At 68.0% G+C, this 23,230-nt stretch carries 30 protein-coding genes; 7 read left to right on the forward strand and 23 right to left on the reverse strand.

Annotated features, from left to right (window positions below):
* The first annotated feature begins 239 nt into the window (after positions 1 to 239).
* The gene (locus tag DCO49_RS04285) at positions 240 to 947 is read left to right on the forward strand and encodes a YitT family protein (protein ID WP_108768023.1); all 708 of its coding nucleotides are present in this window, start codon (positions 240 to 242) and stop codon (positions 945 to 947) included.
* A 60-nt stretch (positions 948 to 1,007) separates the two neighbouring features.
* Here the strand turns inward: DCO49_RS04285 and DCO49_RS04290 are convergent, their stop codons facing one another.
* Complete coding sequence (locus DCO49_RS04290; RefSeq protein ID WP_116862968.1) at positions 1,008 to 1,553, reverse strand: DNA-3-methyladenine glycosylase I; 546 nt, start codon at positions 1,551 to 1,553, stop codon at positions 1,008 to 1,010.
* A gap of 78 nt (positions 1,554 to 1,631) precedes the next feature.
* On the opposite strand from DCO49_RS04290, the gene DCO49_RS04295 reads away from it, so the two are divergent.
* The 3 genes from DCO49_RS04295 to DCO49_RS04305 are packed head-to-tail and all read left to right on the forward strand — an operon-like array spanning position 1,632 to position 3,651.
* On the forward strand, positions 1,632 to 2,198 hold the full coding sequence (locus DCO49_RS04295) for a YqgE/AlgH family protein (protein ID WP_116862969.1): 567 nt from the start codon (positions 1,632 to 1,634) through the stop codon (positions 2,196 to 2,198).
* Entirely contained in the window at positions 2,191 to 2,685 is a 495-nt protein-coding gene (gene ruvX, locus DCO49_RS04300; RefSeq protein ID WP_116862970.1) for a Holliday junction resolvase RuvX, read from the forward strand. Before DCO49_RS04295 ends, ruvX begins: the two co-directional genes overlap by 8 nt.
* Positions 2,686 to 2,700: 15 nt before the next feature.
* Entirely contained in the window at positions 2,701 to 3,651 is a 951-nt protein-coding gene (locus DCO49_RS04305; RefSeq protein WP_116862971.1) for an aspartate carbamoyltransferase catalytic subunit, read from the forward strand.
* A 203-nt stretch (positions 3,652 to 3,854) separates the two neighbouring features.
* Here DCO49_RS04305 and DCO49_RS04310 read toward each other — a convergent pair whose 3' ends face one another.
* From DCO49_RS04310 to DCO49_RS04390, 17 genes are all read right to left on the reverse strand, one after another.
* Complete coding sequence (locus DCO49_RS04310) at positions 3,855 to 4,187, reverse strand: hypothetical protein (RefSeq protein ID WP_343126019.1); 333 nt, start codon at positions 4,185 to 4,187, stop codon at positions 3,855 to 3,857.
* A 191-nt stretch (positions 4,188 to 4,378) separates the two neighbouring features.
* Positions 4,379 to 5,176, reverse strand: coding sequence for a prolyl oligopeptidase family serine peptidase (locus DCO49_RS04315; protein WP_116862972.1), 798 nt, complete (start codon positions 5,174 to 5,176; stop codon positions 4,379 to 4,381).
* A 70-nt stretch (positions 5,177 to 5,246) separates the two neighbouring features.
* The gene (locus DCO49_RS04320; RefSeq protein ID WP_116862973.1) at positions 5,247 to 5,513 is read right to left on the reverse strand and encodes a hypothetical protein; all 267 of its coding nucleotides are present in this window, start codon (positions 5,511 to 5,513) and stop codon (positions 5,247 to 5,249) included.
* Positions 5,514 to 5,584: 71 nt separating this feature from the next.
* Complete coding sequence (gene mgtE / locus DCO49_RS04325) at positions 5,585 to 6,946, reverse strand: magnesium transporter (RefSeq protein WP_116862974.1); 1,362 nt, start codon at positions 6,944 to 6,946, stop codon at positions 5,585 to 5,587.
* A 137-nt stretch (positions 6,947 to 7,083) separates the two neighbouring features.
* Complete coding sequence (ptsP, locus tag DCO49_RS04330) at positions 7,084 to 8,853, reverse strand: phosphoenolpyruvate--protein phosphotransferase (RefSeq protein WP_116862975.1); 1,770 nt, start codon at positions 8,851 to 8,853, stop codon at positions 7,084 to 7,086.
* 2 nt (positions 8,854 to 8,855) lie between these two features.
* Positions 8,856 to 9,125: an HPr family phosphocarrier protein gene (locus DCO49_RS04335; RefSeq protein WP_079220894.1), complete on the reverse strand. Its 270-nt coding sequence runs from the start codon at positions 9,123 to 9,125 to the stop codon at positions 8,856 to 8,858.
* Positions 9,118 to 9,510 carry a PTS fructose subfamily transporter subunit IIA gene (locus DCO49_RS04340; protein ID WP_010483657.1) on the reverse strand — a complete coding sequence of 131 codons (393 nt, stop codon included), beginning with the start codon at positions 9,508 to 9,510 and terminating at the stop codon, positions 9,118 to 9,120. Before DCO49_RS04340 ends, DCO49_RS04335 begins: the two co-directional genes overlap by 8 nt.
* A 123-nt stretch (positions 9,511 to 9,633) precedes the next feature.
* Complete coding sequence (gene rapZ / locus DCO49_RS04345; protein WP_165835675.1) at positions 9,634 to 10,518, reverse strand: RNase adapter RapZ; 885 nt, start codon at positions 10,516 to 10,518, stop codon at positions 9,634 to 9,636.
* 23 nt (positions 10,519 to 10,541) lie between these two features.
* Positions 10,542 to 11,492, reverse strand: coding sequence for an HPr(Ser) kinase/phosphatase (gene hprK, locus DCO49_RS04350; protein WP_108764291.1), 951 nt, complete (start codon positions 11,490 to 11,492; stop codon positions 10,542 to 10,544).
* Positions 11,489 to 11,941 (reverse strand): PTS sugar transporter subunit IIA, encoded by a 453-nt coding sequence (locus tag DCO49_RS04355; protein WP_116862976.1) that lies wholly within the window; start codon positions 11,939 to 11,941, stop codon positions 11,489 to 11,491. Before DCO49_RS04355 ends, hprK begins: the two co-directional genes overlap by 4 nt.
* 21 nt (positions 11,942 to 11,962) lie before the next feature.
* Complete coding sequence (raiA, locus tag DCO49_RS04360; RefSeq protein ID WP_079220898.1) at positions 11,963 to 12,280, reverse strand: ribosome-associated translation inhibitor RaiA; 318 nt, start codon at positions 12,278 to 12,280, stop codon at positions 11,963 to 11,965.
* Between the two features lie 58 nt (positions 12,281 to 12,338).
* On the reverse strand, positions 12,339 to 13,775 hold the full coding sequence (locus tag DCO49_RS04365; RefSeq protein ID WP_116862977.1) for an RNA polymerase factor sigma-54: 1,437 nt from the start codon (positions 13,773 to 13,775) through the stop codon (positions 12,339 to 12,341).
* Between the two features lie 40 nt (positions 13,776 to 13,815).
* Entirely contained in the window at positions 13,816 to 14,535 is a 720-nt protein-coding gene (gene lptB / locus DCO49_RS04370) for an LPS export ABC transporter ATP-binding protein (RefSeq protein ID WP_108768037.1), read from the reverse strand.
* Positions 14,535 to 15,053 carry a lipopolysaccharide transport periplasmic protein LptA gene (gene lptA / locus DCO49_RS04375; protein WP_108768038.1) on the reverse strand — a complete coding sequence of 173 codons (519 nt, stop codon included), beginning with the start codon at positions 15,051 to 15,053 and terminating at the stop codon, positions 14,535 to 14,537. Before lptA ends, lptB begins: the two co-directional genes overlap by 1 nt.
* 104 nt (positions 15,054 to 15,157) lie before the next feature.
* Positions 15,158 to 15,733, reverse strand: coding sequence for an LPS export ABC transporter periplasmic protein LptC (gene lptC, locus DCO49_RS04380; RefSeq protein ID WP_116862978.1), 576 nt, complete (start codon positions 15,731 to 15,733; stop codon positions 15,158 to 15,160).
* Complete coding sequence (locus DCO49_RS04385; protein ID WP_108746100.1) at positions 15,730 to 16,278, reverse strand: HAD hydrolase family protein; 549 nt, start codon at positions 16,276 to 16,278, stop codon at positions 15,730 to 15,732. Before DCO49_RS04385 ends, lptC begins: the two co-directional genes overlap by 4 nt.
* A gap of 65 nt (positions 16,279 to 16,343) precedes the next feature.
* A complete protein-coding gene (locus DCO49_RS04390) occupies positions 16,344 to 17,345 on the reverse strand; it encodes a KpsF/GutQ family sugar-phosphate isomerase (protein WP_116862979.1) in 1,002 nt (333 codons plus the stop codon).
* Between the two features lie 54 nt (positions 17,346 to 17,399).
* On the opposite strand from DCO49_RS04390, the gene DCO49_RS04395 reads away from it, so the two are divergent.
* The 3 genes from DCO49_RS04395 to DCO49_RS04405 are packed head-to-tail and all read left to right on the forward strand — an operon-like array spanning position 17,400 to position 19,237.
* On the forward strand, positions 17,400 to 17,630 hold the full coding sequence (locus tag DCO49_RS04395; RefSeq protein ID WP_021202589.1) for a BolA family protein: 231 nt from the start codon (positions 17,400 to 17,402) through the stop codon (positions 17,628 to 17,630).
* Between the two features lie 21 nt (positions 17,631 to 17,651).
* Positions 17,652 to 18,923 carry a UDP-N-acetylglucosamine 1-carboxyvinyltransferase gene (gene murA, locus DCO49_RS04400; RefSeq protein ID WP_116862980.1) on the forward strand — a complete coding sequence of 424 codons (1,272 nt, stop codon included), beginning with the start codon at positions 17,652 to 17,654 and terminating at the stop codon, positions 18,921 to 18,923.
* Entirely contained in the window at positions 18,920 to 19,237 is a 318-nt protein-coding gene (locus DCO49_RS04405) for an EF-hand domain-containing protein (RefSeq protein ID WP_116862981.1), read from the forward strand. Before murA ends, DCO49_RS04405 begins: the two co-directional genes overlap by 4 nt.
* Before the next feature lie 128 nt (positions 19,238 to 19,365).
* Here the strand turns inward: DCO49_RS04405 and DCO49_RS04410 are convergent, their stop codons facing one another.
* The 5 genes from DCO49_RS04410 to purM form a co-directional block, all read right to left on the reverse strand.
* On the reverse strand, positions 19,366 to 20,049 hold the full coding sequence (locus DCO49_RS04410) for a DUF3108 domain-containing protein (protein ID WP_116862982.1): 684 nt from the start codon (positions 20,047 to 20,049) through the stop codon (positions 19,366 to 19,368).
* A gap of 2 nt (positions 20,050 to 20,051) precedes the next feature.
* Positions 20,052 to 20,864, reverse strand: a complete 813-nt coding sequence (locus DCO49_RS04415; RefSeq protein ID WP_116862983.1) for a DUF3108 domain-containing protein — start codon at positions 20,862 to 20,864, stop codon at positions 20,052 to 20,054.
* Positions 20,865 to 20,932: 68 nt separating this feature from the next.
* Complete coding sequence (purN, locus tag DCO49_RS04420; RefSeq protein ID WP_116862984.1) at positions 20,933 to 21,586, reverse strand: phosphoribosylglycinamide formyltransferase; 654 nt, start codon at positions 21,584 to 21,586, stop codon at positions 20,933 to 20,935.
* A gap of 19 nt (positions 21,587 to 21,605) precedes the next feature.
* The gene (locus DCO49_RS04425) at positions 21,606 to 22,097 is read right to left on the reverse strand and encodes a hypothetical protein (protein WP_116862985.1); all 492 of its coding nucleotides are present in this window, start codon (positions 22,095 to 22,097) and stop codon (positions 21,606 to 21,608) included.
* A 20-nt stretch (positions 22,098 to 22,117) separates the two neighbouring features.
* Positions 22,118 to 23,176, reverse strand: a complete 1,059-nt coding sequence (purM, locus tag DCO49_RS04430) for a phosphoribosylformylglycinamidine cyclo-ligase (protein WP_108768048.1) — start codon at positions 23,174 to 23,176, stop codon at positions 22,118 to 22,120.
* Positions 23,177 to 23,230: the final 54 nt, after the last annotated feature.

Consider the following 23,230-nt stretch of genomic DNA (forward strand, 5'->3'; position numbering starts at 1 on the left):
GACCGCAGGCGCCATGGATGGCGCCTACGAGCCCCCATGGATGGGTTCACGGCGTGTCCCGCGGTCCCACCCTGCCCGGCCAAGCGCGGATACCCGCAGTCGAGCAAGCTCGACTCTACGCAGTCGCGCCCAGCCACGAGGGGCTGCGCCGTTCGCGGGCAACCCAACTGAACGATTTCATCTGCAACTGTCACCCGGATCGTGTCTAATACCGCTCCCCACCTGCGGTCCCCACCCGAATGTCCCTCCAATCCCATGGCCCGGCGCCGTGCGACGACGCTGACGGCCACCTCGTCACCGCCGGTCCGCTGACCCCGCCCCCGGACAGCGCCGGCACCCCCGCCGACGAAAAAGCGCTGCGCCACTCGGTCGCCGAGGACGTGCAGGGCATGGTCCTGGCCACGCTGGTGGCCTCGCTGGGCCTGGCCATCTTCGCCAAGGGCGGGCTGATGATCGGCGGTATGGCCGGCGCGGCCTTCCTGCTGCACTACGCCATGGGCTGGAACTTCGGCCTGGTGTTCGTGCTGGTCAACCTGCCGTTCTACTGGGTGGCCGTGCGCCGCATGGGCTGGGAATTCACTCTCAAGACCTTTGCCGCGGTCACCGCCTGCGGCGTGCTCACCGACATCCTGCCGCGCTGGGCTGATTTTGCGCACATCGCGCCGCTGTACTCGGCGCTGGTCGGTGGCGCGCTGTCCGGCCTGGGCATCCTGTTCTTCATCCGCCACCGCGCCAGCCTCGGCGGTATCGGCATCCTGGCGGTGTACCTGCAGCGCACCCGCGGCTGGAGCGCCGGCAAGGTGCAGATGTCCTTCGACGCCTGCCTGATGGTGGCCGCGTTCTTCGTGCTGTCGCCGTCGAAGGTGATGTACTCGGCCATCGGCGCGGTGGTGCTCAGCCTGGTGCTGATGTTCAACCATCGCCCCGGCCGTTACATGGGCGTGTAAATCCACACACGGCGTTCGCCGGGCATGGCCCGGCGCTACCGGACCCGCTGCGGATGTGCGTCAGCGGCCCGCCGCCTGCACCCACGGTGGGGCCAGCTTCAGCAGCTGCGCATGCACCGGGCAATCCTCGGCATGCGCGCCGGGCAGGTAGCCCAGGCTCATCAGGAACTCGCCGGTGATCTCGCCGCCGGTGAAGCGGAACGTCTTCTTGAACAGCTTCACCCAGTCGGCCTTGCTGCGCGGGTGATGCGCGTCCAGCCACGCGGCGAAGCTGCCATGGCTGGCCCGCAGCTGCTGGATCACCTGCGCGTTGTGGATGGCGGCCAGCACCTTCAGACGGTTGCGGATGATGCCGGCGTCGGACAGCAGGCGCTCGATGTCCTGCTCGGCATAGGCCGCCACGCGGTCCACGTCGAAGCCATCGTAGGCCGCGCGGAAGCCCTCGCGCTTCTTCAGGATGGTTTCCCAGCTCAGCCCGGCCTGGTTGATTTCCAGCACCAGCCGCTCGAACAGCTCGCGCTCGTCGCGCTGCGGGAAGCCGTATTCATTGGCGTGGTAGAACTCATGCACCGGGTGGCCCGGGGCGATGCGGCAGTATCCGGACAAGGTGTTCTCCTGGCGGGCGGGCGTCCCATTATGCGCGGCGTGCAGGCGCCGGAGGCGCCCACCGGCTAGAATGGCGCCATGTCTGTAATGCCTACCTCCCTTGCCGATCACCTGCTCGTCGCGCTGCCGTCGCTGATCGACGCGACCTTTGCCCGCAGCGTCGCACTGATCTGCCAGCATGACGAGAACGGGGCCATGGGCGTGCTGGTCAACCAGCCTTCCGAATACACGCTGGGCGAGGTGCTTTCGCAGATGGACATCACCACCGGTGATGGTGAGCTGCAGGCGCGCGTGGTCCTCAACGGCGGTCCGGTGCATCCCGAGCGCGGTTTCGTCATCCACGACGACGCGCGCGACTGGGATTCCAGCCTGCGCGTGAGCGAGGGGCTGTACCTGACCACCTCGCGCGACATCCTCGAAGCGATGGCCCGCGGTGAGGGGCCGGCCAATGCCGTGGTCACCCTGGGTTGTGCCGGCTGGGGGGCAGGGCAGCTGGAAAGCGAACTGGCCGAGAACAGCTGGCTGACCGTGCCGGCCGATGCCGAGCTGGTGTTCCAGCTGCCGCTTGAGCAGCGCTGGCAGGGCGCGGCCTCGCGCATCGGCGTGGACCTGTTCCGGCTGACCGATTACAGCGGCCATGTCTGAGCCCGCCGCGCCCGTCCCGGTTCCTGCCGCCCCGGCCATCCGCCGCGATGGCACCGTGCTGGGGTTCGACGTGGGCTCGCGACGCATTGGCGTGGCCATCGGCAGTGCCTTCGCTGCGCATGCGCGCGCGGTGGCCGTGGTCGATGTGCACGGCAACGGCCCGGACTGGGCCGCGATCGAGCGCCTGCTCAAGGAATGGAAGCCAGACGGCCTGGTGGTGGGCGATCCGCTCACCCTGGATGGCCAGGACCAGCCCAACCGCAAGCGCGCGCAGGGCTTCGCCCGCCAGCTGCGGGAACGTTTCAAGCTGCCGGTGGCGATGATCGACGAGCGTTCCAGCTCGGTCGAGGCCGCCCGCCGCTTCGCCGTCGAGCGCGCCGAAGGGCGCAAGCGCCGCCGTGATGCGGCCGCCCTCGACGCCGTGGCCGCGGCGGTGATCATCGACCGCTGGCTGTCGTCCCCCGACGACGCCACCCCCATTCCCTGACTGCCGACTCCTGCCATGACTGCCCAGCAACTCGATGCTTCCGGACGCCTGCGCCACCTGCTGACCCTTGAGGGCCTGCCGCGCGAAACCCTGCTGCAGCTGCTCGACCGGGCAGGGCAGATCCGCGATGCCGCCGTCGGCCGCGTCGGCAACAAGCGCCAGGTGCTGGCCGGCTCGGCGGTGTGCACGCTGTTCTTCGAACCTTCCACCCGCACCCGCAGCTCGTTCCAGCTGGCCGCGCAGCGCCTGGGCGCGGACGTGCTGAACTTCGATGCCTCCACCTCGTCGACGCGCAAGGGCGAAACCGCCTGCGACACGCTGAAGAACCTGGAAGCGATGGGCGTGCGCGGCTTCGTGGTGCGCCACCCCGATGACGGCGCGGTCGCCGCACTGGCCGCAGCGGCCGGCGAGGGCACCGCGCTGGTCAATGCCGGCGACGGCCGCAGCTCGCACCCGACCCAGGGCCTGCTGGACATGCTGACCCTGCGCCAGGCCAAGGGCCCGGATTTCTCCAAGCTGAAGGTCGTGATCGTCGGCGACGTGAAGCACTCGCGCGTGGCCCGCACCGACCTGCATGCACTGCGCACGCTGGGCGTGGGCGAGATCCGCGTGTGCGGTCCGCAGTCGCTGCTGCCCGACGACGAGACCCTGAAGGACTGCGTGGTCGGCGATGATTTCGACGGGATGCTGGAAGGCGTCGACGCGCTGATGATGCTGCGCCTGCAGCGCGAGCGCATGGAAGAAGGCCTGGTGCCGTCGCTGGAGCAGTACCACGCGCAGTACGGCCTGAATGCCGAACGCCTGGCCCGCGCCGGCAAGGATGCAGCCGTGCTGCACCCGGGCCCGATCAACCGTGGCGTGGAAGTGACCGACGACGTGGCCGATGGCCCGCAGTCGTGGGTGCTGCGCCAGGTCGCCAACGGCGTCGCCGTGCGCATGGCCGTGCTGGAAACCCTGCTGGGCTGATCGCCCGCTCGGGTCGGCAAAATGCTCTGGTAGATGCCAACCTTGGTTGGCACTACTGGTCCGTGACGATCGATCTCTGCCGGTCGCACGAACCCGCAAGGTCCCACTCGCACCACGCGTGGGGATACCCGCCAAGCTGCGTGGTCATTCATGCTCTGATCGGATTCCCCATCACGTACATCGCGTGACGAAACAGCGATTCATCAGAGCGGATCGCGTGATCGTGATAGCAGGCTTGCCACAAGCGCCCGATCCGTCCCAGCAATCGGTTTACCTGCTGGGCGGGTCCGCGACTTGAAACGCTTCATCACGTTCTCAAGCGTTCCTGCACGTAGTTCGACCAGCCAGTGGATATGGTCGGGCATGACCACGTAGGCAACGGAGCGGGTGAAGCCTTCCTGATCGAGCCTCTGAAACTCGCGGATAGCGACCGCTGCCATAGCGTCGTTGGAACACCTTTGTGCGGCCGTCCACGACGGTGGTGAGTAGGTAGAAGAAGCCGACGCTTGAATGGCGACCGATAAGAAGGCGGACATTCTGCATTGAACAAGCATGGCCGGGCCAGCTTGTCTGCAATATCAGGGAGCAACGCTGTTTCTGGTAGGCCAGTGCCAACCGAGGTTGGCATCTACCAAGGCGGTGCGCGGAGCAGCACGGGCACCTGCGTGCCAACCAAGGCTGGCATCTACCATGGTGGCATGGGATCAGCCGGGGTGTAGTCGAGCCGTCAGCGCTTCTGCGCGAACAGCCATGCCCACATCGCCGGGTCGGCGTAGGTCGCGTCCCACGCGTTGTGGTTGCCGTCGGGGTATTCGGTATAGCGCACGTCGAGCGCGCCGGCTGCCTGGAACGCAGCGTGCAGGCGGCGGTCGTCGGCCGGGGGCACCACGTCGTCCTGCGCGCCGTGGAAGATCCAGATCGGCGTCTGTCGCAGGCGCTGCGCGATCGCCGCATAGGGATCAGCTTCGTGCGCCACCTGTTCGACGAACAGGGTCGGGCGTACCGCGCGCGGAGCAAGCACCGCACCGCATACCGGCACGATGGCCGCAAAGCGCTGCGGTTCGTCCAGCGCGATGTTCCAGCTGCCGTAGCCGCCCATCGACATGCCGGTCAGGTACTGCCGCGCGGGGTCGGCACCGAACTCAGCGATCGCTGCATCCAGCGCGGCCACGGCCACACGGTTGTTGTGGCCGTTCCATTCCTCGTCGCCGGGCACCTGCGGGAACACCGCCAGCGCCGGGAAGTCGGTCGCATGTTCGCGCAGGTACGGGCCCAGCCCGGCATGGGTCTGCTTGACGCCATCGCGACCGCGCTCACCCGAGCCATGCAGGAACAGCACCACCGGCAGCGAGCCGGGCGTGCGTGCCGCCACCGCCGGAATGAAGACCTGATAGTAGGCCGTCTGCCCGTCCACCTTCACCGCACGGGATTCGAAGTGGCCACGCGCGCTGTGGGGCGTGCTGGCGCAGGCGGCCAGCATCAGCAGGGACAGCAGCGGCAGCAAGCGCAGCAAAGGACGGACCATGACGTTTCCTCAAGGGTTGGAAGCGTTTTCATGGTAGTGCGTCGGCGTGCGCCGGGCATCGTGCAGCGCGTCACTGCGGGCGCGGGAAACTGGCGATGATGTCCAGCTGCTCCTGCGCCTCGGCATTGCCCTCGGCAGCGGCGGCCTGCACCTGCGCCATGTCCGGGTGCATCACCACCAGCAGCGGGTTCTCGCACACCGGGCAATCGTACTCGGTGGCATCCTCGTCCAGCTCCATCACCATCGCCCGCGCGTTGCCTTTCCATTCGCAGGCGGCACAGGTATGCATCTGCTCGCGCCAGCCGGGCTGGAAGTAGTTTTCAATAGTCGTTGCCATGGTGGCGTCCGGAAGGTCATGCAGCTGGGGTCGGAGCCCTGTTGCGCAGGGATCCGACCCCATGCGGGGAATCAGTGCAGCAGGATGAGGGTGGCCAGGCCGAGGAAGCTGAAGAAGCCCATCACGTCGGTCACCGCAGTCACCACCACGGTGCCCGCCACAGCCGGATCCACGTTCATACGCTTGAGCAGCAGCGGCAGCAGCACGCCGGCCAGCGCCGCGGCCAGGAAGTTGATGATCAGCGCCAGGGTGATCACCAGTGACAGCAGCATGCTGTGGAACCACACGAACGCGATGAGCCCGACCAGCAGGCCGATCAGCGTGCCGTTGATCAGCGCCACGCGCGCTTCCTTCCACAGCAGGATGCGCGCATTGCTCTGGCCCACCTGGCCCAGCGCAATGCCGCGCACCATCAGGGTCAGCACCTGCACCGCCGCGTTGCCGCCGACGCCGGCGACGATCGGCATCAGCACTGCCAGCGCCACCACCTTCTGCAGGGTCAGTTCGAACTGGCCGATCACGCTGGCGGCGAGGAACGCCGTGCACAGGTTGATACCCAGCCAGACCACACGGCCGCGCACGGCACGCTTGATCGGCGAGAACAGATCCTCTTCCTCGTCAAGGCCGGCCGCGCCCAGTGCCTGGTGCTCGGCCTGCGAACGGATGATGTCCACCACGTCATCGATGGTGATGCGGCCGAGCAGGATGTTGTTGTCGTCCACCACCGGCGCGGACACCCAGTCATGATCGGAGAACTGCCGGGCGACTTCCTGGTCGCTCTCGCCGACGTCGATGGCTGGCTGTTCGTCGTCGATCAGGCGGTTGATCGGCGTGGTGTCTTCGTGGGTGACCAGTGCGGCCAGTGACACGCGGCCGAGGTACTGGTGGCGTCGGCTGACCACGAACAGGTGATCGGTGTGGTCGGGAAGTTCGCCACGCAGGCGCAGGTAGCGCAGCACCACGTCGACGTTGACGTCGGCGCGCACGGTCACCACGTCCGGGTTCATCAGTCGGCCGGCACTGTCCTCGGGATACGACAGCACCTGTTCCAGGCGCTCGCGGTTCTCGCGGTCCATCGACTTGAGGACCTCGTCGATGACCGTATCGGGCAGGTCCTCGACCAGGTCAGCCAGGTCATCGATGTCCAGGTCTTCGACCGCGGCGATGATTTCGTCGGGGTCCATGTCCGCGAGCAGGCTCTCGCGCACTTCCTCGCCGACGTGGACCAGCACCTCGCCATCGTCCTCGGGATCGACCAGCCCCCACACCACTTCGCGCTTGCCCGGGGGCAGCGATTCGAGCAGGTTGCCGATCTCGGCCGGCGCCAGCGTGTTGACGAGCCGACGCACCGGCCCCAGCCGGCCGCTGTCCAGTGCATCGGACAGCATCCGCAGTTGGCGTGCAGTCTTGTCGTGGCGTACGGCTTCAGCCATCACAGCTCCCGCGGGAAGAGAAAAGCCGCGATCCCGGCAAGGATGCGGCAAGAGGGGTGTTCAGCGCGTCATTATCGCAAGCAGATGTTTCAACGCATAGCCGCCGGGCCGTGCCCGGCGAGCGTGTAGCGCGGCAGTCAGGGAGTCTCGGCCACCAGCGCCAGCCAGCGCTCGATGCCGCGGCGGTCGCGCGCGGCCAGCAGCTTCGGCGCGCGCGCGCGCAAGGTGGCCAGGTCGGCCTCGCGGATCGCACGACGCACTTCCAGCAGGGTGCCCGGGTGCAGGCTGAACTCGCTCAACCCCAGTGCCAGCAGCAACGGGGTCATGCGCGCGTCGCCGGCCATCTCGCCACACACCGCCACCGGGATGCGATGGCGTGCGCCGGTGTCGATGACCATCTGCAGCAGGCGCAGCACCGCCGGGTGCAGCGGCGAATACAGCTCGCCCAGCGCCTCGTTGTTGCGGTCGGCGGCCAGCAGGTACTGCACCAGGTCGTTGGTGCCGATCGACAGGAAGTCGACCAGGTCGATGAAGCTCTCCAGCGCCAGCGCAGCGGCGGGCACTTCGATCATCGCGCCCAGCGACACGTGCTCGGCCACCACGTGGCCTTCGCCGCGCAGCTGTTCGGTCAGCTTGAGCATGCGCCGGCGTACCGCCAGCAGTTCCTCGCGGGTGCTGACCATGGGGATCAGCACGCGCAGCTTGCCGTAGGCCGACGCGCGCAGGATCGCGCGCATCTGGGTGTCGGAGACCTTCGGCCGCGCCAGCGACAGGCGCACGCCGCGCAGGCCCAGTGCCGGGTTTTCCTCGTTGCTAAGGGTCAGCCCGGTGCGGTCGGCCTTGTCCGCGCCCAGGTCGAGGGTGCGGATGGTGACCGGTCGCCCGCTCATGCCCAGAGCGGCATCGCGGTAGGTCTGGAACTGTTCTTCTTCGTCCGGCAGCTCGTTGCGCTGCAGGAACAGGAATTCGGTGCGGTACAGGCCCAGCCCCTGCGCGCCCAGCGCATGCGCCTGGGTCACGTCCTCCAGCGATTCGGCGTTGGCCAGCAGGGCGATGTCGACCTGGTCGCGGGTACGGCTGGGTTTGCTGCGCAGGCGGCCAAGCTCGCGCTGCTCGCGCGCGTGCTCCTTCAGGCGCACGCGGTAATCGCGCAGGTTGTCGGCTTGCGGGTTGACGGTAATGCTGCCGTCGGCACCATCGATGATGAGCACGTCGCCGTCGGCGATGCGGCTGAGCACCTGCTGCACGTTGACGATGAGCGGCAGGTGCAGGCTGCGGGCAAGGATCGCGCTGTGCGACAGCGCGCTGCCGGCGGCGGTGACGATGCCGACCACACCCTGCGCCTGCAGCTGGGCCAGCTCGGACGGGGCGATGTTGTCGCAGACCAGGATCTCGCCGGCCAGGCCCTTCACCACCGGCGGGCGGTCGGGCTGCAGGAAGGCATGGATGCGGCCGATCACATGGTCCAGATCGTCCATGCGGCTCTTCAGGTAGGCATCGTCCATGCCATCGAAGACCTTGGCCAGGCGGTCGCGCTGCAGGCGCAGCGCGTAGCCGGCACTGTAGGGACCGCTGCGGATCAGTTCGTCCAGGCCATACAGCAGTTCGGGGTCGTCCAGCAGCAGCGCGTGCAGGTCGAGGAACTCGCCGACATCGTGGCTCAGTGCACCGTGCAGGCGCTGGCGCAGGTCATGCATTTCCGCGCGTGCGGCATCCAGTGCGCGGTGCAGGCGTGCCAGCTCGGCCTCCACCTGGTGTGGCGCGACGCGTTGTTCGGCGACCTCAAGCGCGTGCGGCAGGCGCACCCGCGCCCGTCCCATCGCCGAACCGCGTGCGGCGCCGTGGCCGGCCAGCAGCTGTACCGGCCGTTGGCCGGTGGCAGGTTGGCCGGCGCGTGCGCGTGGCACGCTCAGCTGTCCTCGTCGAAGCGGCGCTCGAACAGGTCGACCACGGCATCCATCGCCGCGGCTTCATCCTCGCCGTTGATGCGGATGGTGACCGGGGTGCCCTGGGCGGCGGCCAGCAGCATTACGCCCATGATGCTCTTGGCGTTGATCTCACGGCCCTTGGCGGCCATGGTCACGTTGCAGCGGAATGGGGCCAGCGTCTGCACCAGCTTGGCGGTGGCCCGGGCATGCAGGCCCAGGCGGTTGCTCACGGTGAGTTCTCGTTCAAGCATCGTCGACTATCGCTCCATTACGGGTGCCCGCCGCGGCTGTGGCGGGCAGTTGATCCAGTCCCTGTTCCGGATAATTCATCACCCGCAGCAACATCGGCAGACTCAGCGCCGACACCCGGCGAACCGGGGTCCCCAACCGGGCCAGCTGCCCGGCAAGGTTGGCGGGGCTGGCGCCGTACAGGTCGGTCAGGATCAGCACGCCTTCGCCACCATCGACCCGGCGCAGAGCAGCCGAGGCGAGCGGGAGAAGGGCATCCAGGTCTGCGTCGAACGGTACTTCGAAAGCTTCGGTTTTCAGCGGCAATTGCCGCAGGAGCCGGGTCGCCACGTCAAGCAGGGCGGTCCCGACCCCGGGATGTGTTACGAGGAGAATGCCACAGGTCATTACTGCACGTTAACAGGTCGAGGTGAATTGGCGATAGCAGCAGGAGAGGGGCACTGTGTCCCGTATTCAGCGTTGCCGGGGTCAGAGCCCTTTTTCGTTGAAAAAGGGATCCGACCCCATCCCTCAATCCTGTTCGCGGTGGTACGTGGCCACGTCATCCCAGCCCATCTCGCGGGCGTGCCGTGCCATGCGCTCGGCCAGGTACACCGAGCGATGCTTGCCGCCGGTGCAGCCGAAGGCCACGGTCACGTAGCTGCGCGTGCCATCGCCCAGCTTGGGCAGCCAGGTGTCCAGGAAATCCATCAGCTGGGTCAGGTAGCGCTGCACGTCCGGCTGCGCTTCCAGGTAGTCACGCACGCCGGGCTCGCGGCCGCTGAGTGCACGCAGGTCCGGGTCCCAGTGCGGGTTGGGCAGCACGCGCGCATCGAACACGAAGTCGGCCTCGGCCGGCACGCCGCGCTTGTAGGCAAACGATTCGAACAGCAGCGACAGGCGCGTGGCGTGGCCCATCGCGAACTCGGTGATGATGCGCCGGCGCAGCTGGTGCACGTTCAATGCACTGGTGTCGATCACCACGTCGGCCTCGCGGCGCAGCGGTGCGATCAGCTCGCGCTCGCGGGCGATGGCTTCGGGCAGCGACAGGCCGAGCTGGCTCAGCGGGTGCCGGCGACGGGTGTCGGCATAGCGCTTGAGCATCGTCTCGTCGCTGGCCTCGAAGTACAGCACCTTCGTTTCCACGCCGGCATCGGTGGCCAGCGTGCGCCAGTCGCCCAGCTGGCTCAGGTCGGCCTGGCCGCGGACGTCGATGCCCACCGCCAGCCGGCGCGGCGCGCCACCGTCATGGTTCTCCAGCACGCTGCGGACGAAAGCCGGCAGCAGCTGGATCGGCAGGTTGTCCGAACAGTAGTAGTCCTGGTCCTCGAAGGTCTTCAGGGCGACGGACTTACCCGAGCCGGACAGGCCGCTGACGATGATCAGGGTCGGGGCGGTGGGGGTGGGGGTGCTCATGGACAGGCTCTTGGTGGTGGGGCTCAGGGCGTTCGCCGTTCCAGCAGGTTGCTGTGGCGGGCGATGAACATCGCCGCCGGGTCGATACCCTTGGTACGCAGAATGTGCAGGCGGGTGGCCGCCTCGGTCAGGACCGCCAGGTTGCGGCCGGGCATCACCGGCAGGGTGATCAGCGGCACGTCCAGGTCCAGCACGTGGCGGGTGCCCGAATCGCCGGTCAGGCGCTCGTAACCGTGCGGGGTGGGTTCGGTCATCGGCTTGGTCAGGTGGACGATCAGCCGAAGGTACTTGTTCTTCTTTACCGCCGTATCACCGAACATCTCGCGCACGTTCAGCACGCCCAGGCCGCGCACTTCCAGCAAATCCTGCAGCAGTTCCGGGCAGGTGCCATCGAGCACGTCGGGGGCGATCTGGGTGAATTCGGGGGCATCGTCGGCCACCAGGCGGTGGCCGCGGCTGAGCAGTTCCAGTGCCAGCTCGCTCTTGCCCGACCCAGCCTCGCCGGTGATCAGCACGCCGATGGAGTAGATCTCCATGAACACGCCATGCAGGATCACCCGCGGCGCCAGCGTGCGCGCCAGGTGGTAGGACAGGTGGTTGAGCAGTTCATGGCCACGCTTGGGCGACAGCCACAGCGGCGTGCCGGATTCATCGGCGGCCGCGCGCAGGTCTTCCGGGCAGGGCTGGTTGCGGGTCAGCACCAGTGCCAGCGGGTGCGACTGCATGATCTTCTCGATGGTCTCCCAGCGCTGGCGCGGTTCCAGCGCGTCCAGCCAGGACAGTTCCTCGGTCCCGAGGATCTGCACCTTGTTGGGATAGATCGCATTGAGGTAGCCAGCCAGCGAGGGGCGGCGGGAGACCGTGTTGCCGGCTTCCAGCTCGCGTTTCTCGCCGGCCTTGCCGGCGGCCCAGCGCAGGCCCAGCCGCTCGCGCTGCTGGTCGAACAGTTCGCGTGCGGTGATGCTGGTATTCATGCGGCGCTCGCCGATGGAGGAAGGTCCAGGGCCTCGCGGAGTTCCCCTGCGTCGCCGGCCGCGCGCAGGGCGTCGCGGATCGACGGCGTCGAGAACAGTTCGGCCAGTTCGGACAGCAGCATCAGGTGCTGGTGGGTGTAATGGGCGGGGACGGCCATGGCGAACACCAGGTCCACCGGTTCATCGCCGCCGAAATCGACCGGGGTCTGCAACCGCAGCAGGGCGCCGCGGGGACGGTCCAGGGCAGGGGCCCGGCCGTGGGGAATGGCGATGCCGCAACCGATCACCGTACTGCCCAGGGCTTCGCGCTGGCACAGGTTGAGGTAGATCTGTTCGGCGTTGGCCTGGCGGCAGGCCAGCAACCCGGCGGCGGCCTGCAGGACGCTGTCGCGGTCGGTGGCCGTGCAGAGCTGGGTCTGCACGGCCGCCAGGAGGTCAGTCAGTGGCATGTCTGCGGGGAGCGGTGGCGATCAGCCGCCATTGTCGCCCACCGGCAGCGGTGCGTGCTGCTGTTTTTTCTCCTTGTGCTTGATCACCAGACGGTCGAGCTTGTCTGCCAGCACGTCGATGGCGGCATACATGGTCTGGCCGCCGGCTTCGGCGTGCAGGGTCTGGCCGGGAATATTGAGGCTGGCGTCGACGTGGTGTTCGGTCTTCTGCAGCTTGAGGGTTACCCGCGCTTCGCAGTGCTGGTCGAAGTGCTTTCCGACCCGGGCCAGCTTTTCTTCAACATACGACTGCAGGGCCGGGGTGACTTCGACATCTTTGCCAAACGTTTCGATGCGCATCGGGTTTCTCCTGTGTTCGGATGTGCCAATGAACCTCTCCGCCGGGCGCGGCGGCGCGTCAAGCGATTCTGACCCTTTCGTGCGAGGCGGAGATGTTCATGGCCTCACGATACTTCGCCACGGTGCGCCGCGCTACTGGAATTCCCGACGTTTTGAGCAGGTCAGCCAGCTTGGCGTCAGAAAGCGGCTTGCGTGGGTTTTCGTCATCGATCAGGCGGCGGATCATCGCCTGGATGGCGGTACTGGATGCTTCGCCACCGCCTTCGGTGTCGATGCCGGATGCAAAGAACGCGCGCAGTGGCAGGGTGCCGCGCGGCGTGCGCACGTGCTTGCGGGCGATCGCCCGCGACACGGTGGATTCGTGCAGGCCCAGTTCGGCGGCGATCTCGCGCAGGGTCAGCGGGCGCAGTGCCTGTTCACCGAATTCGAGGAAGCCGGCCTGCTGCTGGATCAGGCTGCGCACCACCCGCAGCAGGGTCTCGCCGCGCGCCTGCAGGCCCTTGAGCAGCCAGCGCGCTTCCTGCAGCTGCGCGCGCAGGTAACCGGCGTCGGCGTCGCCGCAGCGGCGGATCATCTGTTCGTAGCCGCGGTGGATGATCACCTTGGGCCCGGCGTGGGCGGCCAGGGCGGCGCGCCACAGGCCGTTCTGCCGCCACACCACCACGTCCGGCACCACGTAGGTGTCCTGCGCCAGCGGTGCGATCTGGATGCCGGGGCGCGGGTCCAGCGAGCGCAGCAGGGCGACCGCGGTCTCGACCTCGGCCAGCGGCTGCTTCAGTTCCTGGGCCAGGCCGGCCACGCCGCTGCGCGGCAGGCGCTCCAGCGGGCCGGCGGCGACCTGCCGGGCCAGCGCCAGGCCGGGGGTGTCGGCGGGCAGCACGTCCAGCTGCAGCTGCAGGCATTCGCCCAGGCAGCGCGCGGCCACGCCCACCGGGTCAAAGCGCTGCACCTGGTGCAGCACGGTGAGGATCTCGTCTTCGCCGGCATGGATGGCCGGCAGCAGGGTTTCGGCGATGGTCGCCAGCGGCTCGCGCAGGTAGCCGTCTTCTTCCAGCGCATCGATCAGCGCCGCGCCGATGCTGCGGTCGCGCATCGACAGATGCGACAGGTGCAGCTGCCACAGCAGGTGGTCGGCCAGCGTCTCGACCTCGGCCACGCGCTCGGCGGCGCTGCCGGTGTCTTCATCGTCGTCAAAACTGCCGCTGCTGCCGGGGTTGTTCCAGTCCAGCTCGGCCGGGGCCCAGTCGTCGCCGCTGGGCGCGGCCGGTTCCGGCGGCGCATCGCTGTCGGCACCGCCGTCATCGGCGCTGTCGCCGCTGGCACCGGCACCGGCATCGCTGCTGTCGGCCCAGTCCAGCAGCGGGTTGCTTTCCACCGCTTGGGCGATTTCCAGCTCCAGCTCGGTGGTGGACATCTGCAGCAGCTTGATCGCCTGCTGCAGCTGTGGTGTCAACACCAGCTGCTGTCCCAACGATGTCTGCAGCCGAGTTTTCATGCCTATGCCGAAACGGAGGGGATGGGCCCGGCGTCCGCGGTCACAGCTTGAAGGAATCTCCAAGGTAGACGCGACGGACGTCGGCGTTGTCCAGGATCGCTTCCGGCGAGCCCTGGGCGAGGACGGTGCCCTCTGCGAGGATATACGCGCGGTCGCAGATTCCCAAGGTTTCGCGCACGTTGTGGTCGGTGATGAGCACACCGATGCCGCGCTGCTTGAGATGGGTGACGATGCGCTGGATCTCGCCGACCGAGATCGGATCGACGCCGGCGAAGGGTTCGTCGAGCAGGATCAGGCGCGGCTTGGCGGCCAGTGCGCGGGCGATCTCGCAGCGACGGCGTTCACCGCCGGACAGGCTGGCGCCGAGCTGGTCGGCCACGTGGCCCAGCTGCAGTTCGTCGAGCAGGCCGCTGAGTTCGCGCTCGCGGCCGGCCGAATCCAGATCGTCGCGCAGCTCCAGCACCAGGCGGAGGTTGTCGGCCACGGTCAGCTTGCGGAACACCGACGGTTCCTGCGGCAGGTAGCCCACGCCCTGCTTGGCGCGCGTGTACATGGGGTCGCCGGTGATGTCCTGGCCATCGAGCACGATGCTGCCGGCATCGGCCTCCACCAGGCCCACGATCATGTAGAAGCAGGTGGTCTTGCCGGCGCCGTTGGGGCCGAGCAGGCCGACCACTTCACCGGCATCGAGGGTCAGCCCGAAGTCCTTGACGACTTCGCGCTGCTTGTACTTCTTGCGCAGGCCCTTGGCGACAAGCATTACTTCTTGCTCCCGGCCGCCGGCGCTGCAGGCGTCTTGTTCTTGGGCGGAATGACGGTACGCACGCGGCTGCCGTCGCCACCGGAATTCATCTCGCCGGTACGGGTGTTGTAGACCATGCGCTGGCCGGCATTGGTACCGCGCGCGCTGGTCACCTTGTAGTTGCCGGTGAGGGTGATGATCTCGGTCTTGATGTCATAGTCGATCTTGTCGGCCACCGCGTCCATCCAGGTGCCGTCATCGAGTTGCTGCTTCATCTTGGCCTGCTTGCCGGTGAACACGGCACGCACGGCCTCGCCGTCCTTCATGTAGATCTCGGCCTCGGACGAACGCAGGTCCAGCGAGCCTTGGGTGATGACGACCCCCTGCGACAGCGTGGTCTTGCCGTCGCCGGTGAGGTTGCCGGCCTGTGCGCCGGCATCGATGTTCATGGGCTCGTTGCGGTCGGTGGACTTGGCCTGCGCGAAGGCGGGGACCAGGAGACCAAGGGCGAGCACGGCAGCAAAGGGAATCTTCATCGGGGTCCGTTCTACCGGTGAGGCTGCCCGGTCAGGCCGGGCGGCGGGTGGGGGCTGCGGCCCTGCGCCAGTCGCAATGGCGACGTCGCGGGCCAGCGGCGGAATCAGCGTTGGGGCGTGTAGCGGCCCTTGGACTGGCTGAGGAAATGATACGTGTTGTTCTTCGAATCCACCTCGAACCCGACGCCGGACTGTTCCATGCCCGGGCGGGTCATGGTGACCCGGGCATCGGTACGGGCGCGGCTTTCCTTCGGGAACACGTCCAGGTGGTCGGTACGGAAGGTGGTGGGCACCACGCCGGGGGCGGCCGGGCTGTCGCCGGAAACGTCACCGCGCAGCTTCATCTGGTCGCCCTTGGCGCTGAGCCAGCCGGTCTGCGAGCGCAGGGTCCAGTGCTGGCCGTCCTTGTCGGGCATCTCGAACAGCGGGGTGGTGATGTTGATGGTCTGGTCGCCGCGCTGGCGCTCCAGCAGTGGTGCGCGCAGGGTGGTCGATTCCTTGCCCTGTTCGTCCAGCGCCACGATCTGGAAATCGTGCAGGATGTAATCCACGCCGACGTCCTGGCCGGTCTGCACCGGGCCCTTGTCGCGGTTGCGCAGGGCGGCCCAGCTGCTCAGCAGGGCCGCCAGCAGCAGGCCGATGCCGAGCACGGTGCGCCAGTTCAGCGTCGGAGCATTCATGCGCCGAACCTCGCCAGCACCGCATCGATGTGCCCCTGCGCGGCCAGCAGCACGTCGCAGAGCTCACGGGCGGCGCCACGGCCGCCGTCGCTGCGGGTGGTCCAGTGCACGCGCTCGGCGATCCACGGGTGGGCGTTGGCCGGGGCCACGGCCAGGCCGACCGCGCCCAGCGGCGCCAGGTCCGGCAGGTCGTCGCCCATGAACGCCACCTGGTCCAGGCCGATGCCGTGCTGGGCGCACAGCGCCTGCACGCTGGCCAGCTTGTCGCCCACCGCGATCTGGGTGTCGATGCCCAGGTCGGCACCGCGGCGCAGCGCCGACTGGCTGTTGCGCGCGGTGATCAGCACGGGGTGGATGCCATGCTGCTGCAGCAGTTTCAGACCCAGACCATCCTGCACGAAGTACGCCTTGCTCTCGTTGCCGTCCTTGTCGTAGTACAGCCGACCGTCGGTGAGGGTGCCGTCCACGTCGAAGCAGGCCAGGCGGATACGGGCCGCGGTAGCATGCAGGTGGGCGGGGAAGGCGGGCAGGGGGGACCAGGGCATCAGGGCATCAGGCTCGATTGGGGCGGGTGCGGGGTACAGTCTGAATGGGGTCTACCGACTCTCGGTTAAACCACCCGGGCCCGCAACAGGTCATGAATGTTCAGCGCGCCGACCGCGCGGCCCTGGCCATCGACCACGATCAGGCCGTTGATCTTGTGGGTCTCCATCAGCCGCGCGGCTTCCACCGCCAGCTGGTCGGCGCCGATGGTGCGCGGGTTGCGGGTCATCACCTCGGCGATCTTCGCCGTGCGCACGTCAAGCTCGGTATCCAGCGCGCGGCGAAGGTCGCCGTCGGTGAACAGGCCGATCAGCACGCCCTGGGCATCGACCACGGCGGTCATGCCCAGCCGCTTGCGACTCATCTCGACCAGTGCCTGGCTGAGGCTGGCCTCGGCATCGACCTTGGGCAGGTCCTCGCCGCTGTGCATCACGTCGGTGATGTGCAGCAGCAGGCGGCGGCCGAGGCTGCCGGCCGGGTGCGAGCGGGCGAAATCGTCGGCGGTGAAGCCGCGCGCGTCGAGCAGGGCCACGGCCAGCGCATCGCCCATCGCCAGCGAGGCGGTGGTGCTGGAGGTCGGCGCCAGCGCAAGCGGGCAGGCCTCGGCCGGCACGCTGACGTCCAGGTGCACGTCGGCGGCCTTTGCCAGGCTGGATTGCGGGCGGCCGGTCATGGAAATCAAAACGTTACCCTGGCGCTTGAGCACCGGCAGCAGCATCAGCACCTCGTCCGATTCACCCGAATAGGACAGGGCCAGCACGACGTCGTCCTCGGTGATCATGCCCAGGTCGCCGTGGCCGGCCTCGCCCGGGTGCACGTAGAAGGCCGGGGTGCCGGTCGAGGCCAGGGTGGCGGCGATCTTGCGGGCGACGTGGCCGGACTTGCCCATGCCAGTGGCGACCACCCGGCCGCGGCTGCCCAGGATGGCCTGGCAGGCCTGCTGGAACGCCTCGCCCAGCCCGTTGGCGACGGCCTGCAGCGCCTGCTGCTCGATCTCGAACACGCGGCGGCCGCTCGCCACCAGGGCGGCGGGATCGACGGAACGGGGGGGCAGGGAGGACTCGGCCATGCGGACGCCACGCAGCGGAAGTAGAATGAGGGTTCATTTTATTAGGAAAGCCCGTTGGACGCTGACACCATCCGCAACCTGATCGAAACCGGCCTGCCGGGCGCCCGCGCCGACGTGCGCGGTGACGATGGCGTGCATTTCGAAGCGACCGTGGTCTGTGAGGCCTTCGCCGGCAAGATGCCGCTGGCCCGCCACCGGATGGTCTATGCCACCCTGGGCGACCTGATGGGCGGCGCGATCCACGCGCTGGCGCTGAAAACCGTGACCCCGGCCGAAGCCGGCTGAACCGCAGAAGATTCCCAATACATGGCCAAGATCGTTGTGACCGGCGGCGCTGCGCTGCACGGTGAAGTGAGCATCTCCGGCGCGAAGAACGCCGTCCTCCCCATCCTCTGCGCGACCCTGCTGGCCGATGCGCCGGTGGAGATCACCAACGTGCCGCACCTGCACGACGTGGTCACCACGGTGAAGCTGCTGGGCGAACTGGGGGCCAGGGTCACCATCGACCAGGGCACCCTGTCGCGCGGCAGCGCGATCGTGGTCGACCCGCGCTCGGTCAACCAGCACGTGGCACCGTATGAGCTGGTCAAGACCATGCGCGCCTCGATCCTGGTGCTGGGCCCGCTGCTGGCCCGCTTCGGTGCGGCCGAAGTGTCGCTGCCCGGTGGCTGCGCCATCGGTTCGCGCCCGGTCGACCAGCACATCAAGGGCCTGCAGGCGCTGGGTGCGGACATCGTGGTCGAGAACGGCTTCATCAAGGCCACCGCCAAGCGCCTGAAGGGGGGCCACTTCACCTTCGACATGGTCAGCGTCACCGGCACCGAGAACGTGCTGATGGCCGCCGTGCTGGCCGAGGGCACCACCGTCCTCGACAACGCCGCGATGGAACCGGAAGTGACCGACCTGGCGCACTGCCTGATCGCCCTGGGCGCGAAGATCGAAGGCCTGGGCACCGCCCGCCTGGTCATCGAAGGCGTCGAGCGCCTGTCCGGTGGCCGCCATGAAGTGCTGCCCGACCGCATCGAGACCGGCACCTTCCTGGTGGCTGCGGCGATGACCGGCGGCAAGGTGACCGTGAACCGCGCGCGCCCGAACACCATGGACGCCGTGCTGTCCAAGCTGGTCGAGGCCGGTGCGACCATCGAGACCACCGAAGACAGCATCACCCTGGACATGCAGGGCAAGCGGCCGAAGGCGGTCAACCTGACCACCGCGCCGTACCCGGCGTTCCCGACCGACATGCAGGCGCAGTTCATGGCGCTCAACTGCGTGGCCGACGGCGTCGGCGTGATCAACGAAACGATCTTCGAGAACCGTTTCATGCACGTCAACGAACTGCTGCGCCTGGGCGCGGACATCCAGGTGGAAGGCCACACGGCGATCGCCCGCGGCCACGAGCGCCTGAGCGGTGCGCCGGTGATGGCGACCGATCTGCGCGCGTCGGCGTCGCTGATCCTGGCCGGCCTGATGGCCGACGGTGACACCACCATCGACCGCATCTACCACCTCGACCGTGGCTACGAGAACATCGAAGAGAAGCTGTCTTCGCTCGGTGCCACCATCCGGCGCGTGCCGTGATCCTGCGCGGCCGCTTCAGCCCCCGCCGCAAGGCGCTGCTGGCCCTGGTGCTGATCGTGCTGGCGTGGCTGGGCTATGCCTGGTACGCCAACCTGGCCATCACCAAGGGCATCGAGCAGAAGGACATGGACTGGAATGGCGATGGCACGGTCACCCGTGACGAGATCATCCAGTCGTTCTATGCCGTTGCGGTGAACGACAGCCAGGAAGGCAACCGCCATTGCCGCACCTTCGTCTGGCGCAGCAGTGGCCAGCAGATCCGGGTGGACTGCCGTACCGAGTTCACGCCGGCCGCAGCCGAAGAGAAGAAGTAAGAAAAACGCCCGCGCAAGCGGGCGTTCTTCTTACGGTAGCGCCGGGCCATGCCCGGCGAGCGCGCAGCGCGGAAGAATGAATGGGGTCAGAGCCCTTTCCGATGGAAAGGGATCCGACCCCGCGCGCGTCAGTTCAACGCCTTGATGGTCAGGTCCAGCGCGTCGCGTCCGCCTTCGCGCTGCAGGATGCGGGTCGGCACCGGGAACTCGGGTACGATCCAGGCGATCTGTTCCTTGTCGCCGTCCACGCGCGAGACCTTGGTGGCCTGGTAGCTCTTGCCGCCCACGGTCACCGCTTCCTTGCCCACGACCTTGTAGGTCAGGTTCTTGATGCGGCCTTCGTCCACCATGCGATAGGTCAGCGGCTTGCCGGCGGCCAGGTCGCGGGCGATCGCCAGGTTGATCAGCAGCGCATCCATGTCACCGGCCTTCAGCGCGACCGGGCCGGCGCGGTCCGGCTTGATGTCGCCGGTCCAGGTGGCCTGGTTGCTGGTCCAGTTGTAGTTGGCCTGCACGTTGCGCTTCTTCACCAGCAGCGCCGAGCGGTCCTGGCTGCTGAGCGGGCGCAGCTGGCCACGCACTTCCTCGAACACGGTGCTCTGGCTGAGGTCGGCCAGCTGGTTCTTCACCTGCAGGTTGTAGCGCCACTTGCCGGTGCCTTCGTTGGCCAGGGTCATGGTGCCGTTGGCCTGCATGCCCATGTAGCTGGCCAGGTAATCGGCCTTGAACGGCTGCAGGGCCATGGCCGGCAGGCTGGCCACCGACAGTGCGGCAGCAGCGATCCAGGTCAGCGGGCGGGTCAGGGTCGTCATGCTCATACTCCTTGGTATTCGATCAGGCGCAGGTCGACACGGTCCTCGCCATCTTCGCGTTGCAGGATGCGTACCGGGGTGGGGACACCGTTGGCGATCCACAGAATGGTTTCGTTCTTGCCGCCGTTGGTGCGGTACACCTTCAGTGCGTTGTAGGACAGGTCGCCGACCTCGACGTTCTCGGTCTGTGCGGCGGCCTGGTAATCGTGCTGGCGCACCTTGCCCAGTTCGACGTAGCGGTAGTGCATCACCGCGCCGGGGCGGGCATCGCGCATCAGCGACAGGTTCAGCAGCAGCGCGCTCTGGTCGCCGGGCTGCAGCGGGATGGGCTGGGCGCGGTCCTTCTTCACGTCACCGGTCCACTGCGCGGTGCCGGCTTCCCAGTTGTAGGTGCCCACCGCCTTCTTGCCCAGGAACAGGCCCTTGCGCACGGTGCTCTGGCTCAAGGGCGCGTAGACGCCATTGCGCTCCTCGAACACGGTGCTCTGCTCCAGGTTCAGGCCGAGCACGCTGGCGAAGCCGCGACGGCCGACCACCTGCATGTCCACCCGCCACTGGTTGCCGCCGGTGTGGCTGACCTGCATGGTCGCATCGCCCGCTTCCTTGCCCTTGTAGAAGGCCTGGTAGGTGGCGCTGAACGGCTGCAGCGGCGGCGGCTCCCAGGCCATCGCCGGCAACGCGGGCACGGCCGGTTCCGGCGGTGCCTGGCTCACAGGCGCGCGCCCGGCCGGCGGCGGGGTCTGTGCCCAGGCGGCGAAAGCGAGCGCGGCGAACGGCAGCAGCAGGAATTTGCGCAACGGAGGCGTGTTCTTCATGGCGGGCAGGAACCGCAGGAGGGAGGCAGGATGCCAGCCCCGCAGTCAGCGGGGCGTGTGCACGGGCGTTACCGGTTCAGGTTCCCGGCGGAATCTAGAGCCAACGGGCTAAACAGGGGGTGACCGTCGAGTGTCGGCTGACCCTCCCGTTCAGCCAGGCGACCGCCGCACAGCAGCTGCAGGGTGGCGATCAGCAGCGGATGTTCGACCGCCAGCACCCGATTTGCGAGGCTGTCTGCGTCATCGCCGGCCAGCACCGGCACGCGTGCCTGGGCCAGCACGGTGCCGGCATCCAGCTCCGGCACGACCAGGTGCACGCTGGCGCCGTGCTCGACATCGCCGGCTTCCAGCGCGCGGGCGTGGGTGTGCAGGCCCTTGTGCAGCGGCAGCAGCGACGGATGGATGTTGATCAGGCGGCCGTTGAAGCGCTGCACGAAGTCGGCGCCGAGGATGCGCATGTAGCCGGCGCAGACGATCCAGTCCGGGGCCGCCGCCTGCACGGCATCGCCCAGCGCCTGTTCGTACGCGGCGCGGTCGCTGAAGGTCTTCGGCGCGTGTGCCCAGCGCTGGCCGGGCTCGACGCGCTGTAGTGCCGCTGCGTCGGGGCGGTCGGAGAAGACCCCTGCCACCTCGGCCGGCAGGCGCCCGGCGTCGATCGCATCAAGGATCGCCTGCAGGTTGCTGCCACGGCCGGAGGCCAGTACGGCGATGCGTGCGGTCATGCGGCGGCCATCGGGTGTCTCAGAGGTGGGAAGGCGCGTTGGCTTCGAAGGCCGCCTTCACCTGGGGGCGCAGCAGCACGACCAGGGTGAACACGCCCAGCACAGTGCCGAACGGGGTGAACAGGCAGGCGATGGCAGCCACCACCATGCACAGCAGGTGCCGGCGCCGCTGCTTCAGGCAGCGCCCGGCATAGGCGATGAAGCCCGCCAGGCCCAGCCCGAAGGACACCGCGCAGCCGCCCATGATGATGAACATCCAGCCCATGAACTGCTGCTCGTGCAGCGGCGTGGCCTGGCCGTTGGAGTTCATCGGCAGGGCGCCGCTGAGCATGGCGATGCCCATCACGATGTGCATGCAGAAGATCAGCCCGAACACAGCGGCCAGGCCGGCCACCACGTAATGGAAGATCGACAGCAGGCGCAGGTGGTCGATGTCCTGTGCGGTCAGTGCGGGCACCACCGCTGCCGGGGGCGGCACCGGTGCGGCGGACAACGGGGGCGTAGCGTCCATGCGGGCTCCTGGGGTGCCGATCAGGCGATGCGGACGCGTTCGGCGCCGCTGGCGGTGACCACCTGGCCGATCGGCCAGTGGTCCAGGCCCTGCGCCTGCACGGCTTCGGACACCGCGGCGACCTGCTCCGGGGCGACGATCAGCACGAAGCCGATGCCGCAGTTGAAGGTGCGCCACATCTCGCTGTCGACCACCGCGCCTTCCTTCTGCAGCCACTGGAACACCGGCGGCAGCGGCCAGGCCGAGGCCTGGATGTCCAGGCCGAGGCCGTCGGGCACCACGCGGATGATGTTCTCGGTCAGGCCGCCACCGGTGATGTGGGCCATGCCGTGGATGGCGGCGCCGTGCGACTTCAGCAGCGACAGGATCGGCTTGACGTACAGGCGGGTCGGCGCCATCAGCGCGTCGACCAGCTTGACGCCGTCTTCCAGCTCCAGGTCGGCCGGCTGGCCGGCGCGGTCGTAGATGCGGCGCACCAGCGAGTAGCCGTTGGAGTGCGGGCCGGAGGAGGCGATGCCGATCAGCACGTCGCCGGCGGCCACGCTGGCGCCGTCCTTCAGTTCGCTCTTTTCGACCGCGGCGACGGTGAAGCCGGCCAGGTCGTACTCGCCCGGGGCGTACATGTCGGGCATTTCAGCGGTTTCGCCGCCGATCAGCGCGCAGCCGGCCTCGGTGCAGCCGTTGGCGATGCCGCCCACGACCGCCGCGGCGGTGTCGATGTCCAGCTTGCCGGTGGCGAAGTAGTCCAGGAAGAACAGCGGCTCGGCGCCCTGCACCAGCACGTCGTTGACGCACATGGCGACCAGGTCGATGCCGATCGTATCGTGGCGGTTCAGCTGGTGGGCCAGCTTCAGCTTGGTGCCGACGCCGTCGGTGCCCGACACCAGCACCGGCTCGCGGTACTTGTTGGACAGGTCGAAGAGGGCGCCGAAGCCGCCCAGGCCGCCCATCACTTCCGGACGGAAGCTGCGCTTGACCAGGGGCTTGATCCGCTCGACCAGCTCGTTGCCGGCGTCGATGTCGACACCCGCGTCACGGTAGGTGAGGGGGGAGGGGGCGGAAGACGGGGTGTTGGTCACGGGCGTCGGCGCTGGCAGGGGTTGAATGGACGATTTTAACAGGCCGCATTGGCG

This window comes from Stenotrophomonas sp. SPM, from assembly GCF_003105135.1.
GTDB lineage: Bacteria > Pseudomonadota > Gammaproteobacteria > Xanthomonadales > Xanthomonadaceae > Stenotrophomonas.